Origin of the sequence: Azospirillum sp. B4, assembly GCF_000333275.1 — a bacterium.
GTDB lineage: Bacteria > Pseudomonadota > Alphaproteobacteria > Azospirillales > Azospirillaceae > Nitrospirillum.
The window spans coordinates 1-13,037 of sequence record NZ_BACU01000040.1 but is presented as its reverse complement, the minus strand read 5'-3'; the positions used below and the strand labels follow the sequence as shown (position 1 = coordinate 13,037).

General features: G+C 66.1%; 11 protein-coding genes and 1 tRNA gene. 4 read left to right on the top strand and 8 right to left on the bottom strand.

Annotated elements, in window-relative coordinates; genetic code table 11:
* Positions 1 to 212: 212 nt before the first annotated feature.
* A complete protein-coding gene (locus tag I55_RS34005; protein WP_083900759.1) occupies positions 213 to 1,772 on the bottom strand; it encodes a tyrosinase family protein in 1,560 nt (519 codons plus the stop codon).
* A 284-nt stretch (positions 1,773 to 2,056) separates the two neighbouring features.
* On the opposite strand from I55_RS34005, the gene I55_RS01740 reads away from it, so the two are divergent.
* A complete protein-coding gene (locus I55_RS01740; protein ID WP_083900758.1) occupies positions 2,057 to 3,505 on the top strand; it encodes an MATE family efflux transporter in 1,449 nt (482 codons plus the stop codon).
* Between the two features lie 101 nt (positions 3,506 to 3,606).
* Here I55_RS01740 and I55_RS01735 read toward each other — a convergent pair whose 3' ends face one another.
* Positions 3,607 to 4,017: a VOC family protein gene (locus I55_RS01735; protein WP_044558722.1), complete on the bottom strand. Its 411-nt coding sequence runs from the start codon at positions 4,015 to 4,017 to the stop codon at positions 3,607 to 3,609.
* A 256-nt stretch (positions 4,018 to 4,273) separates the two neighbouring features.
* Here I55_RS01735 and gyrA point away from each other — a divergent pair, with 256 nt between their 5' ends.
* The 3 genes from gyrA (at position 4,274) to I55_RS01720 (ending at position 7,964) form a co-directional block, all read left to right on the top strand.
* Positions 4,274 to 7,072: a DNA gyrase subunit A gene (gene gyrA, locus I55_RS01730; RefSeq protein ID WP_044558721.1), complete on the top strand. Its 2,799-nt coding sequence runs from the start codon at positions 4,274 to 4,276 to the stop codon at positions 7,070 to 7,072.
* Positions 7,073 to 7,178: 106 nt separating this feature from the next.
* The gene (gene coaD / locus I55_RS01725) at positions 7,179 to 7,724 is read left to right on the top strand and encodes a pantetheine-phosphate adenylyltransferase (RefSeq protein ID WP_044558720.1); all 546 of its coding nucleotides are present in this window, start codon (positions 7,179 to 7,181) and stop codon (positions 7,722 to 7,724) included.
* A gap of 164 nt (positions 7,725 to 7,888) precedes the next feature.
* Positions 7,889 to 7,964, top strand: a tRNA-Lys gene (locus I55_RS01720).
* Positions 7,965 to 7,991: 27 nt separating this feature from the next.
* Here the strand turns inward: I55_RS01720 and I55_RS01715 are convergent.
* The 6 genes from I55_RS01715 to I55_RS01690 form a co-directional block, all read right to left on the bottom strand.
* Positions 7,992 to 9,140 (bottom strand): tyrosine-type recombinase/integrase, encoded by a 1,149-nt coding sequence (locus I55_RS01715; protein ID WP_044558718.1) that lies wholly within the window; start codon positions 9,138 to 9,140, stop codon positions 7,992 to 7,994.
* Positions 9,141 to 9,146: 6 nt separating this feature from the next.
* On the bottom strand, positions 9,147 to 9,395 hold the full coding sequence (locus tag I55_RS01710; protein ID WP_199902420.1) for an AlpA family transcriptional regulator: 249 nt from the start codon (positions 9,393 to 9,395) through the stop codon (positions 9,147 to 9,149).
* Between the two features lie 27 nt (positions 9,396 to 9,422).
* Positions 9,423 to 11,660: a DNA cytosine methyltransferase gene (locus I55_RS01705; RefSeq protein ID WP_049973734.1), complete on the bottom strand. Its 2,238-nt coding sequence runs from the start codon at positions 11,658 to 11,660 to the stop codon at positions 9,423 to 9,425.
* The gene (locus tag I55_RS01700) at positions 11,657 to 12,091 is read right to left on the bottom strand and encodes an ASCH domain-containing protein (protein WP_044558716.1); all 435 of its coding nucleotides are present in this window, start codon (positions 12,089 to 12,091) and stop codon (positions 11,657 to 11,659) included. The genes I55_RS01705 and I55_RS01700 overlap by 4 nt, the downstream gene beginning before the upstream one ends.
* Positions 12,088 to 12,324 carry a hypothetical protein gene (locus I55_RS01695; RefSeq protein ID WP_044558715.1) on the bottom strand — a complete coding sequence of 79 codons (237 nt, stop codon included), beginning with the start codon at positions 12,322 to 12,324 and terminating at the stop codon, positions 12,088 to 12,090. The genes I55_RS01700 and I55_RS01695 overlap by 4 nt, the downstream gene beginning before the upstream one ends.
* Positions 12,324 to 13,037: DUF5131 family protein (locus I55_RS01690; RefSeq protein ID WP_044558714.1), on the bottom strand; the 714-nt coding region annotated here is incomplete at its 5' end. The genes I55_RS01695 and I55_RS01690, both read right to left, overlap by 1 nt.

Genomic DNA, 13,037 nt, shown 5'->3' with positions numbered 1-13,037 from the left:
GAATGGGCGTCACCCGCAGTTCGATCGCATAGCGCCCGCCGGGGGATGGCGGCAGGGGTAGGGAGAGGTCGGTGACAGTGCCTGTTCTCACCTTGGCGGATGCCGCGACCGACACCCCTGGAGCCAAGACGGCGGCAAACAGTGTGGCTATCCAGGCGATACGCCGGCTCCACGACATCGTCCTCTCCCATCCTCTGTCGGGACGGTGTCGACTATAACACCACTTCCACACTCAACAGTTGGCTGGTCGCCGGTGGGACATCCGTCACTGGCGCGTTAACCAGGGTGTGCGCGCCGTGGCTGGTGGCCTTGGCTGTCGTGGCGATCAGTTGCACGTTCAATGGTTCCCCGGCCTTGACCAAACCGGCATCGATCAGCCGCTTGGGCAAAGGCAACTGTACGGTCAGGCTACCGCTGCCATGGGAGTGGTGACGGAAGCCAAAGAAGGTGATGCGACTGAGGAAGCCAGGATTGCTTTCCGTCGGGTTGGTGGTCAAGTCCGGGGCGTTCACAAACACCAGGACGGGGGTGGGGGCGGTCCCTGCAGGGACTGCCACTTTAACGTTGACGGCGGTCGGCAGGGTCGCTTCAGGGAGGGAGGCGACGGCTGTGGCCATGTCGGCCGCCACGGTGCCGATGCGCGCAATGTTCAGCGTGCCCGCGACCAAGAGGTTACGGCTGGATGGGGGCGGAGGATGCCTGTAGCCCGTGGTGGAACCGGCGGTATAGCTATAGTCCTGGGGCTCCACCCAATCCCCAGCCTTCGACGCCACCTGCTGCTTCTGCGCGTTGACATAAAACAGGAAGAGTTCGCTGAACCAGCCGGCATCCGTGGGCAAAGGGGGCAACTTCGCCGCATTCTGCGCCGCCGTCCAAACGGTCCAGACACGGTCGATATTGGCATGATGCAGATAGAAGATCGGATCGACGGGGGACATGAACTCCCCCATGAAGCCGCCAATGGCGCCGTGCACGTTATCGTGGGGCTGGCTTTCCAGAGGCCCTTCACCGGTGCCTTGGTCATGGGTCACGGCGCGATAGCTGCCGAAGCCGGTCTTGCCGCCACCGCCACTTTCAAATTGCTGGGGGGCCAAGACGACATTCGTCATATTTTCTAATGAAACCAGATGCTTGGTTTCCGGATCCAGACCAGGATTACTGCACGTCAAGTCGCGGGCTTGAGATCGGTCGAAGAACGCTCCCTGAATGGCGTCAAGAAGGTCAGTCGCGTGGTTGTAACCCCGCAGTTGTAGCCAGTATTTCCGATATCCTTTTTGGCTATCATAAAAGCTCGTGACGGCAGCTGAATAGCCCGTCTTGAAGGCGTTCCAGCCAGAGAGGTAGGCGGGGTTGCGCGGATCCAGCACGTCTTCACACATCTGGCGGGGAATTTGAGGATTCGCCGTCCAATCCCAATAGGGCAACGCGAAGCTGGGATCTTTGCTCAAGTCGCGAACAATGGATTCCAGATACCAAAGATAACCCCTATGCCAGGGTAAGAACCACCAATTCCGGTGAGGGCAGTCGATGATGTGGATCATCGCCTGACGATACCAGTTGCGTGGATCATCAGGCGGCAGTGCCAGCATGGCACGGATGGCCTTGGCATAGCTGGCTGCGGCCTTCTGGCCTTCCTGTGACGAAATTTCCGCCCTGACGAAAGGCCCCGCCGCCCGCGCGAACCGCCCGGCGGCGGGCAACAGGGCGGCTGCCGTGCCTGACGCGAGTACGGCGCGGCGCGTTAACTGGGCCGAACTTCCCAAGGTACGCATGACATCCCTCCATGCTTTGCGTGACAATCATCCACACACATCAACCAAAAGTTATTTTCTACCTATATCACGCATTGTTAAATAATATACCCGCAAAAGTGTTATGTTGCGGGATGGCTTCTTTTTTGCGTGCAAGGCAACTCGGCACGGGAAATCGTGCGCCCGCCGGATCGCCCGGCAGCCGTGCGCCCGCGTGGGTTGCGGCATCGGGCGGGGCGGGGTAGGCATGGGGACCCCGGACGGTGGTCCGGAGCAACGATAAAGCCGCCAGAGCGTCATTCACTATGGCCCAGTATGAAACCCCCGTGCCGCCGGAGTTGTCGGCGGCGGTGACGCCCCTGCCGCCTCCGGACGCGGCGGCGGTGGAGTCGGCCTCCACGGGTCTGCCGCCGCAGGCGCCGGCCGGGGCGCTGTTGCCCCGGGTGCTGGTTCATGCCCGTGACCTGCTGCTGCTGGCCGCGCCGCTGATGCTGACGCGCATGGGCCAGTTGTTCATGCAGACGGTGGACACCGCCATGGTCGGCCGCCACAGCGCGGAGGAACTGGCCTACTTCGGCTTGGGCAACACCCCCGTCGGCACCGCCTTCGCCACGGTGGTGGGCCTGATGATGGGCACCATCATCCTCGTGGCCCAGGCCGTGGGGGCGGGGCGCCCGCAGGAGGCCGGGGCCGTGTGGCGCCGGTCCGTGCCCTATGCCCTGCTGGTGGGGGTCATCGTGGCCATGGGCTGCCTGTTCGGCGAGGCCTTCTTCCATCTGACGGGCCAGGATCCACAAATCGCCCACGGGGCGGCGCCGGTCATCATCATCCTGGGCCTGGGCATGCCGGCCGCCGTGCTGCAGATCACCACCTCCTTCTTCCTGGAGGGGATCAAGCGGCCGCTTCCGGCCATGATCTCCATGATCGTGGCCAACCTACTGAATTTCCTCCTCGACTATACCCTGGTGTTCGGCCACTTCGGCTTTCCGGCCCTGGGGGCCGTGGGGTCCTCCATCGCCACCACCACCATCCGCTGGGTCACGGCGCTGGGCCTGTGCGCCTATGTCTGGACCATGCGCGACCATGCCCATTACGGTGTGCGCGGTTCCTTCCTGGACTGGCGCCAGGGTCGGGGGCACCGCCACCTGGGCTACGCCGCCGGCCTGAGCCAGGGGGCGGAGGCGTCGGCCTTCGGCACCATGGGCATCTTCGCCGGTTGGCTGGGCGCCCTGGGCCTGGGCGCCTACGCCATCGGCCTGAACCTGCTGGCCTTGCCCTTCATGGCGGCCCTGGGCCTGGCCTCGGCCACGGCGGTGCAGGTGGGCCAGGCGCATGGCGCCGGCTGCCGGCGCGAGGCCACGCTGGCCGGCTGGACCGGCCTGGCCATCACCGCCCTGGTGCTGGCCGGCGTGGGCCTGATCTTCGCCAGCCTGCCGCAGACCATCGCCGGCCTCTATGCCAGCGACCCGGCGCTGATCCGCGACCTGGTGCCCCTGATCGCCTTCATGGCCTGGATCCTGGTGGCGGACGGCGGGCAGACGGTCATGGCCAGCGCGCTGCGCGGCCAGGGCGACAGCTGGATCCCCACGGCGCTGCACTTCTTCAGCTACTACGGCGTCATGATCCCCGTGGCTGCCTTCGCCGCCTTTCACCTGGGCCACGGCGTCATGGGCATCTTCCAGGGCATCCTGGTAGCGAGCATCGTGGCGGTGTCGGTGCTGATGGCGCGGTTCCACCTGCTGTCACGGCGCTGAGCCATTTCTTCCAGGATCAGGGCCGGGACGGGGATCGATCCGGCGCTGTCAGATTCTTTAGCGATTTTCCAAGGGGGGGCGCGCTCTGCGTCACGGGCCGTTCATGCCAGGGGTAACAGCAACTCCACCTGTGTCCCCTCCGGGTCATGGACATAGAGCGACAGCGTGGGACCGTGGCGGTTGTTGCCCACCCGTTCCTCGATGATGTCCAGCCCGTGGGCCGCCAGGTGCCGGCGCAACGCCGCCTCCCCGCATGCCTCCAGCGCGATGCACAGATGGTCCAGGTTGCGGCCCGGTCCCGCCGGCGGCCTGGCCCAGGCGCCGCCGGGCGCCGTCACGTCCACCAGGAACAGGTCGGCGTCGCCCACCGCCAAGCGCACCAGCGCGTCCTCCGGATACTCCGCCGTCACGGCGCAGCCCAGGACGTCGCGGTAGAAGGCGAGCGCGCGGGCCATGTCGACGACGGGCAGGGCCAGATGGTCGAAGCCGCGAACGGCGAAGGGCGGTGTCATGGTGGGAACCGGCGGAGGGGGAGAAACCCCGGCACTCTGCATCGCTTCCATCGGGCCGTCAAAATCCGCCGGGGAACCTGTCTGGAAACCAATGTCGCGAGTCGGCCCGGCGCACGGGCGCCTGGGGAAGGGCGGGGATGCCGGTTTCATTGTTCGCATGCGCGAATGGTGCTAGAAAAGCGGCCGGCCCCCATCGCCCGGGAGCGGCATCCAAACCGCCCCTGAGGCTTGGTTTTCCTTGATTCTGGATTCTGGTTTGGTCACGACTCCGACGCCCCCCGCGGCCCCCCCCGCCAGCGACATCACCCCCATCGCCATCGAAGAGGAGATGCGCAGCAGCTATCTCGATTACGCCATGAGCGTGATCGTGAGCCGCGCGCTTCCCGACGTGCGGGACGGCCTCAAGCCGGTGCACCGCCGCATCCTCTACGCGATGAAGGAAAGCGGCTACGACAGCACCAAGCCGTACCGCAAGTCGGCCAAGGCGGTCGGCGACGTCATGGGTAACTACCACCCCCATGGCGACAGCTCGATCTACGAAGCCATGGTCCGCATGGCGCAGGATTTCTCCATGCGCCTGCCGCTGATCGACGGTCAGGGCAACTTCGGCTCCATGGACGGCGACCCCGCCGCTGCCATGCGATACACCGAAGCGCGCCTGGCCAAGTCGGCCGAGGCGATGCTGGACGACATCGATAAAGACACGATCGACTGGCAGAAGAACTACGACGAGTCGAAGGACGAGCCGACGGTCCTGCCGTCGCGCTTCCCCAACCTGCTGGTCAACGGCGCCAGCGGCATCGCCGTGGGCATGGCCACGAACATCCCGCCCCACAACCTGGGTGAGGTGATCGACGCCTGCTGCGCCTATGTCGACAATCCGGACATCACCATCCCGGAGCTGATGGAGATCGTCCCCGGTCCGGACTTCCCCACCGGCGCCCTGATCCTGGGCCGGGCCGGCATCCGCTCGGCGTTCGAGACGGGGCGCGGTTCCGTCGTCATGCGCGCCAAGAGCGAGGTCGAGGAGATCCGCAAGGATCGCTGGGCCATCGTCTTCACCGAGATCCCCTACCAGGTGAACAAGGCCAAGCTGATCGAACGCATCGCCGAGGTGGTGCGGGAGAAGCTGGTGGAAGGCATCGCCGACGTCCGCGACGAATCAGATCGCGACGGCGTGCGGGTGGTGGTGGAGCTGAAGCGCGACGCCGTGGCCGACGTGGTGATGAACCAGCTGTTCCGCCACACCGCGCTGCAGACCTCCTTCGGCGTCAACACCCTGGCGCTGAACGGCGGCCGGCCGGAGTTGATGAACCTGAAGGACATCGTTGCGGCCTTCGTGAAGTTCCGTGAGCAGGTCATCACCCGCCGGACGGAGTTCGAATTGGGCAAGGCCCGCGAACGCGCCCACATCCTGGTGGGCCTGGGCGTGGCCGTGGCCAACCTGGACGAGATGATCGCCCTGATCCGCCGCGCGCCCGATCCGGCCGCCGCGCGGGAGGAAATGGTGGCGCGCGAATGGCCGGCGGCCGACGTGGCGCCGCTGATCACCCTGATCGACGAGCCTGGCCGCGGCCTGTCGGCGGCCAGCACCTACCGCCTGTCCGAAGCCCAGGCCAAGGCCATCCTGGAACTGCGCCTGCACCGCCTGACCGGGCTGGAGCGTGACAAGATCGGCGCCGACCTGACGGCGGTGGTGGACCAGATCCGCCACTTCCTGGAGGTGCTGTCCTCACGCACCCTGCTGCTGACAATCCTGCGCAACGAGTTGGTCGAGGTGAAGGCCCGGTTCAACACGCCGCGCCGCACCAAGATCGAGGACCTGGAGTTCGAGGCGGACATCGAGGACCTGATCCAGCGCGAGGACATGGTCGTCATCGTCACGCAGGGCGGCTACATCAAGCGCGTGCCCGTGTCCACCTACCGGGCGCAGGCGCGCGGCGGCAAGGGCCGCAGCGGCATGCAGCTGAAGGTGGAGGACACGGTCAGCGACCTGTTCGTGGCCAACACCCACACACCCATGCTGCTCTTCACCAGCCGGGGCATGGTCTACAAGCTGAAGGTCTGGCGCCTGCCGCTGGGCCAGCCGCAGACCCGGGGCAAGGCCCTGGTCAACCTGCTGCCGCTGGAGGATGGTGAGGCCATCACCACCGTGATGCCCATGCCGGAGGATGAGGCCAGCTGGGGCGACCTGAACGTGCTGTTCGTCACCAGCCACGGCGGCGTCCGCCGCAACAAGCTGTCCGACTTCACCAACATCCGCGCCAATGGCCTTATCGCCATGAAGCTGGAGGAGGAGGGCGAGCTGCTGATCGCGGCCCGCACCTGCACCGAGGCGGACGACGTGATGCTGGCCACGCGCCTGGGCCGCTGCATCCGCTTCCCCGTTGAGGATGTCCGGGTGTTCGCTGGGCGCACCTCGACCGGCGTGCGTGGCATCCGCCTGGCGGATGGAGATGAGGTCATCGGCCTGTCCATCCTGCATCATACCCCGTACAGCCCCGAGGAGCGGGCGGCCTACCTCAAGCAGGCCAACGCCGAACGTCGTCAACAGGGCGAGGAGGTGGATGACACCCCCGCCGACGTGGAGGCGGAGCCCACGGGCGAGGTCGGCACCTTGGCGCCGGACTTGTACGCTGAAATGAAGGCGCGTGAGGAGTTCCTGCTGACGGTATCGGTCCAGGGCTTCGGCAAGCGCACCTCGGCCTATGAGTACCGCCTGACCGGGCGCGGCGGCCAGGGCATCTGGAACATGGACATGGGCGACCGCAACAAGGCCATCGCCGCCGTGTTCCCCATCGCGGAGACCGACCAGGTGATGATGGTCAGCAACGGCGGCCAGGTCATCCGGATGCCCGTGCACGACGTGCGGATCACCGCGCGCAAGAGCAAGGGCGTCACCCTGTTCCGCCTGTCGGCGGATGAGGGCGTGGTGTCGGTGGCCCGGCTGGCCGATGATGGCGCCGAGGAAGGCGGGGCGGACGACGCCACGCCAGGTGAAGCCGGCCCCGTGGGTTCGCCCATGGGGGGGCCGGACGAAGGAACCGGCAACTGAGCATCCTTTCGATATTGGTAGCACTCCGGTGCTACCAATATCTGGGGCTCGGCCAAGCCGGCGGATGGGAGCTGACGATGGGCGGATTGGATCAGCGGGGGGAAGGATGAGCGAGCGTCGCATCGGGGTTTATCCCGGCACCTTCGACCCCATCACCAATGGGCATTTCGATATCATCCAGCGGGCGACCAAGCTGGTCGACCATCTGATCATCGGGGTGGCCAGCAACGCCGGCAAGGGGCCGCTGTTCACGACGGATGAGCGCGTGGCCCTGGTGCGGGACGAAGTGGCGGCGCTGACAGCCAAGGGCGTGTCGGTGGAGGTGCGGTCCTTCGACAGCCTGCTGATGAACTTCGCCGTCGGCTGCCAGGCCCAGGTGATCATCCGGGGCCTGCGCGCCGTTTCGGACTTCGAATACGAGTTCCAGATGGCCGGCATGAACGCGCGCCTGAACCCGCAGGTGGAAACCGTGTTCCTGATGGCATCCGACCGGCACCAGTTCATCTCCTCCCGTTTCGTGAAGGAGATCGGGCGGCTGGGGGGCGACATCGCCCACTTCGTCAGTCCGCGCGTGGCCCATCGCCTGGCGGAACGGTTCGCCCAGGATGCCCGCCAGGGTGTGGAGCCGGCCACGGGCGGCGCCGGCGAATAAGCCGACCTAGCCCAGGGCAGGGGGCCTATGCATCGCTAAATGGCCGGCCTCCGCCGCTTTCCATTGACCGCGCCCATACCCCTCATTATGGTGCGCGCCACACCGGGACAGGGCCGTCCGCCCCGTCTTCGTTCGCGGAAAGCCACGCTGTTTTCCTCGCGGTCGATCCCGTAGCTCAGCCGGTAGAGCACGTGACTTTTAATCATGGGGTCGTGGGTTCGAATCCCACCGGGATCACCACTCAAAAAATACACCGAATAAAATCAATCACTTACCGGGCGTTTTTGTCCCACTTTTAAGTTGGTCGGAAATCGGTGGGACACTTTTGTTCAATCCGTGTTCCGCCATGAGCGCGCCGGCGCGGGCCGCGAGTTCCTTTTGGCGGGCCTTGCGGGTGTACCGGGCCACCTCATTCAGCGACCGGTGGCCGGTGATGGCGGCGATTTCATGCTCCGTCGCGCCCATCTCCGCCAGCCTGGTGGCGGCCGTCTTACGGAGGCCGTGGGCGCTGCATTCCGCTGGCAACTCAGCCTTATCGCACCATTCGCGAAAGACCCGGCCGAATCCGTCCACCGTATAGGGCTTGTCCCATTTGCTGATCAGGAAGGCCAGATGACCGCGCCAGCTGGGGGTGGCGTCGATGATCTCTTGCAGGGCCGGGAGAACGGGTACCGATACCGTCACCGGGTTCCGGCCAGCGTTCTTGGTCTGTGTGATGGTCATCCATCCGTCTTTGACGTGCTGCGGGCCCATCCGGATGATGTCGGAGCGTCGTTGGCCCGTGTAGAGGAGCAATGCCAGAGCGAGGCGTGCGTTAGTGCCGATCGGCCAATGCGCCTCGAACTGCTCCACCTGTTCATTGGTCCAAGTGTGATGGCCATCGGGGTTCATCGGCAGCGGGTCAATCCCCACAGCGGGGTTGAGCCGGACCAATTTCGCCTTGAGCGCCCAGGCGAACATCTGGCGCAAAACTTTCACCATGTTGTTGGCCGCCGCCGGCGTAGCGGCCCGCTGGTCGCGTAGGGCTTCCACATGCTCGACCTGCATCGTCGACACCGGCGCATCCCCTGCCTGCTCACATAGGCGGTCGATGATGCTGCGGCGCATCTTCTTTGTGCCCGGATTGGCCGTGGTGAATTTCCCGGAGGCGTAGTAGCGCTGGGCCAGCCATGAAAGACTGCCAGGGGCGGGTTCGCTTCGCTGCTTTGGCTTGGCGGGCTGACGCAGTGCGCCCGCGCCTAGGGCGGCCTGGTACTCCGCCAGGAACTCCGGCGTGCCCGGCGTTGACATCAACCGAACCTTGGGATGGCCTTTGCGGCGCAGATAGATGCGCACATTGCCGTGGCGGTCCACATCCTCCACCATGTAGCGGAGGGTGATCTTGCCAGACCCATCCTTGAGGCGAAATTCCACCATGATGGCCTACCGCGCCAGGCCGCAGATCTTGTCCCAGGGATTGTCCGCCGCCTTGCCGGAATCATAGGGCAGTGCTTCAAAAGCCCTGTCAAGGTCACGCACGTCCCATGCCGTGCGGCCATCCAGCCGGCGGGGGCGTGGCATCCGGCCGTCTTCCACCATGCGGTCGAACAGCGTCGTGCCGATGCCGATGTACTCCGCAGCTTGCTCGCGGCTCAGGCCGCGCGGCGGTAGCGAGGGAGGAAGGACCGACACTCGTGGTGTCCTAGACTTCGTCATGGGTCACTCCGCCGCCATCATGGGCGCATCGAGGGCGTGGGTGGCGTTGGCCTGGGCCAGCAGCATGGCCATGCGCTTCGGCACACTGTTGCCGACCAGCCTCATGGCCTCGGACTTCGTCAGGGCGCGCTCGATCATCACCGGCTCGCCGGCCGCGTCGAAAACCCGCTGGCCCTTGCGGTCCCGCTTCTGGATCCGGATCAGCGCCGGCAGCTTCAGCTCGTGAGCGGCGGCCGCCTCCTCCGGCGTCAGCATGCGCATGCCGATGTCCACGATGACGTAGGTGTCGCCATCGATGACGACGGTCACCATGTCGCCGCCCTCCCAAGCCCCGTAGAGGCGGAGGAAATCCGCGACCCGCTTGGCCCCGGCGATCTGCTCCGGCGTCAACGGTGGCGGGGCCAGATCGGCGCCGGTGACCGCGAACCGTGGCAGCGTCGTGACCGTGTTCAGCGCCGCGCCCGCGTCTTGGTGCTGGCCCCCGGTGCCGTAATACTCGGTGAGATGGGCCGCGACCACCTGGTGGTGGCTGCCGCCCTTGCCCCCGCCGGTGCTGACGGTCGACAGGGGCGCCTCGGCATCGTGGGGCACGCCCGTGCCGCGTTGGTGCACGAGATAGGCCGCCGCCAGGTTGATCTGGCTGCCGGTGGTCGTGAGGGTCGACAGCGATTCCATTGCCTCGTTGCCGACCACGCCCTGGTTGTGCTTGGCCAGGAAGGCAGCGGCGATACCGTGATGGTCGGCCGTCATCTGCGTTGGCATCGCATCCTGGGCATCTTGGCCCACGCTGCGGGATTGGAACGCTGTCAGGTGCGCGGCGACCACGCCGAAGCGCGGCGCGCCGGCCATGACCGTATCCAGCGCGTCGCCAGGATGCTGACCAACACTGTTCTGCTGAAACTTCGTCAGATGCGCCGCCACCAGCACGCGGTCTTCCTTGGTGGTCGACGTGTTCAGCGGCCCGGCGATGTCAACCGGCCCCATCTGGGCCGAACGCCCGCCCGCCCCCACGACGGTGGCCGCCATCACCGCCAGCTCACCGCGCTTCACCCCCGCCGTCAGGGTCGGGGTGGCGTCCATGCCATCGTGGACCCTGCTGGCGCCGCTCTTGGTGTGGGTGGTCGGCACGACAGCGGCACCCACCACCGCCATCTCGCCGCGGTGCGCGGTCGTCGCCGTCGGCAACGGGTCGCGCCCGTCGATCGGTGGCCGGCTGCCCTGATGGGTGGTGTGGATCAGGAACGGCGCCGTACTGTCGATCACGAACCGCTTCACGCCGGTGGCGATGCGCCGCTGAGTGGCCGTGGCCAGGTCGCCCTTGGCGCGGTTGAAGATCGACGGCAGCGGCAGGGACCAGTTGATGATCTCGTGGGCGCCGCGATGTGGCCGCAGCTTGCCTGCTACCACGTCCGGGCTGTGACGTTGGCCATGGGTGATCACGGGCCAGCGGATAGCCTGGTCGCCGAAGACGACAATGCCGAACAACCGCTTCCGGCCAGTGGGAATGCCGTATTCCGCGCAATTCATGTCGCGGTCCTCGTATCTGCCGCCCAAGCCCTCCAGATGGCGGACCAAGGCACGGTAGAGCCGCCCCTTGCGGCGCTCGTCGCGCACCAGCAGTTGCTGCTGGACCGGCACGCGCTCGCCCTTCGACGCCACGACCTCCTCGCCGTCGACCAGCTTGATCACCCGACCGGTGGCCTTATCCCGCTTGGCGACCAGTTGGCCCCAGCCCCGGATTTCCCGGACGTTCTCGAGCGCTACCATCCGGGGCCCCAGGCCGCGCTTTCTCAGCCGTCCCACCCACCGGCAGAGCTGCCAGGGCATGGAGCGGACGCGGGGAGAGCGGGGTGCGCCGCCCTTGGCCACGCTGTGGTCGCGGCAGTCAGGGCTGCCCCACAGGATGTTCACCGGTCGGCCCTGGGTCGCCTCCAGCGGGTCGACCTCGTAAATGTCGGCCTGAAGGTGCCGCGTGTGCGGGTTCAGCGCCCGGTGCGCGGCAATGGCGATTTCATCGTGGTTGACGGCGACGTGCACGGGAAAGCCGGCATCCTCCAGTCCCTGGCAGGCCCCGCCCATTCCCGCAAACAGCACCACGTTGATCTCGCCGTCGAGGGGCCAGGGTGTGCTGGCGGACGTGGCCGGCCGGAGAGGCGGACGCTTCCGCCGTACGGTGCGCGACTTCGGCACGCCGGGCAGAAGCGGGGCGTCACCGAACAGGGTGGCGTCGAGAGGGCTCATGCGACCTCCAGCTGGGCCAGCACGTCGGCCGGCACACGGAAGAAGCCCAGGGCGCCCTTGCAGGGTACGGGGCGTTTGAAGGGGATGGGGTTGGCCAGGCTGTAGCCGTAGGGGCCGAAGAACCAGGGGCTTTCGACCTTCGTGACGCAGTCGACGATGTCGACCATGCCCACGATGCAGCCGGCCTCCTTCTGCAGGTCGGCCAGCGTGGTTTCCCGGCCGGTGGTGGCCTTGGCCAGTGGGCTGAATGCGCACAGGTGTTGCAGGATGGATAGCGGCTGCCACCAGCTGCTGGCGTGCACCAGGACGGTGCCGCGGTAACTGGTCCAGCGTTTGCGGTTTTCGACATCCTTCCCGCCGTGCAGGACGAACCACTGCCAAGGGCAGCGGATGGAAAGGGCGCGATCGGGGATACTCTGGGGCTGGCTCATGGGGATAAGCTCCTCAGGTAAGCGGCTGCCGATCCGAGAAGCTGACTTGCCCGTTCCAGGATGTAGCTCAGCACCAGTAGGAGCAGGATGACACGGTCAAGGCGGGTAATTCCGTCCTGCAAGACATGCACTGCGGTGCGAGTGGCGCCGATGATGATGAGGATGTTCATAAGGGCGTTCGCCCAGGCAGGGAAATGCATCAGGAGGGCGTTCGCCCAGGCAGGGAAATGCATCAGGCGGCCCTCCCCACGATGGAGTTAATGGGCATCTCATTCCAGAAGCGGCCGTCAAGCTGACGGCCGGCGGCCTTCTTGCCGAGTCGGGCGATCGGCGCCCAGATGGGATCGCAGTTGGCGGGGTTGCGGGGTTCGGGGAAGACGTAGCCGCTGTCGCGACGGATCATGCTGGTGTGGGTGCCGTCGGTGACCGGCGCCCATTCGCCCCATTGCTTGAAGAAGAACGGCACGCCGACGGCAGTGCACTGGTCACGCAGGCTGCGTGCCCAGTCGGGATGCATGGCGCGGGCGCCATGTCCGGACTCGCCGCCGACGATAACCCAATCCAGGTCAAGCAAAGCGTCGCCCAGGTCGATGAAGCTCAACAGAGGTTCGGCGGATACGAAGCGCCGCGCCGCTGGCGTCGCGCGAAGGTCGGGAAGGCGCTCATCGGCGCTGGGCTGATTTTCGATGGACGTGCCCAGCCAGATGTTCGGCGCCGCCCTCGTATTCCACATCTGGGGCGGCTTCAGGTCATAGACGCGGCAGTACTGGGTCGCGAGGTCGATGACTTCGTGCCAGAAATCGTAATCCAGCAGTAACGCGCGCATCCGGTCTGGCCGCTTTGTCAGCACCTGGAAGGTGTGCCACGACGCGGCCAGCATCACGGCGAAAGGCCGGATGATGTCGTCAACTCGCAGGTCCTCATGGAAAGGGTCGCTGGTGCTGCT

Bases quoted from the DNA above. Each gene is read 5' to 3' on its own strand.
- I55_RS01735 (WP_044558722.1), bottom strand. From the start codon at position 4,017: ATGACACCGCCCTTCGCCGTTCGCGGCTTCGACCATCTGGCCCTGCCC.
- I55_RS01700 (WP_044558716.1), bottom strand. From the start codon at position 12,091: ATGAGCCAGCCCCAGAGTATCCCCGATCGCGCCCTTTCCATCCGCTGC.
- I55_RS34005 (WP_083900759.1), bottom strand. From the start codon at position 1,772: ATGCGTACCTTGGGAAGTTCGGCCCAGTTAACGCGCCGCGCCGTACTC.
- coaD (WP_044558720.1), top strand. From the start codon at position 7,179: ATGAGCGAGCGTCGCATCGGGGTTTATCCCGGCACCTTCGACCCCATC.
- I55_RS01740 (WP_083900758.1), top strand. From the start codon at position 2,057: ATGGCCCAGTATGAAACCCCCGTGCCGCCGGAGTTGTCGGCGGCGGTG.
- I55_RS01715 (WP_044558718.1), bottom strand. From the start codon at position 9,140: ATGGTGGAATTTCGCCTCAAGGATGGGTCTGGCAAGATCACCCTCCGC.
- I55_RS01695 (WP_044558715.1), bottom strand. From the start codon at position 12,324: ATGCATTTCCCTGCCTGGGCGAACGCCCTCCTGATGCATTTCCCTGCC.
- I55_RS01705 (WP_049973734.1), bottom strand. From the start codon at position 11,660: ATGAGCCCTCTCGACGCCACCCTGTTCGGTGACGCCCCGCTTCTGCCC.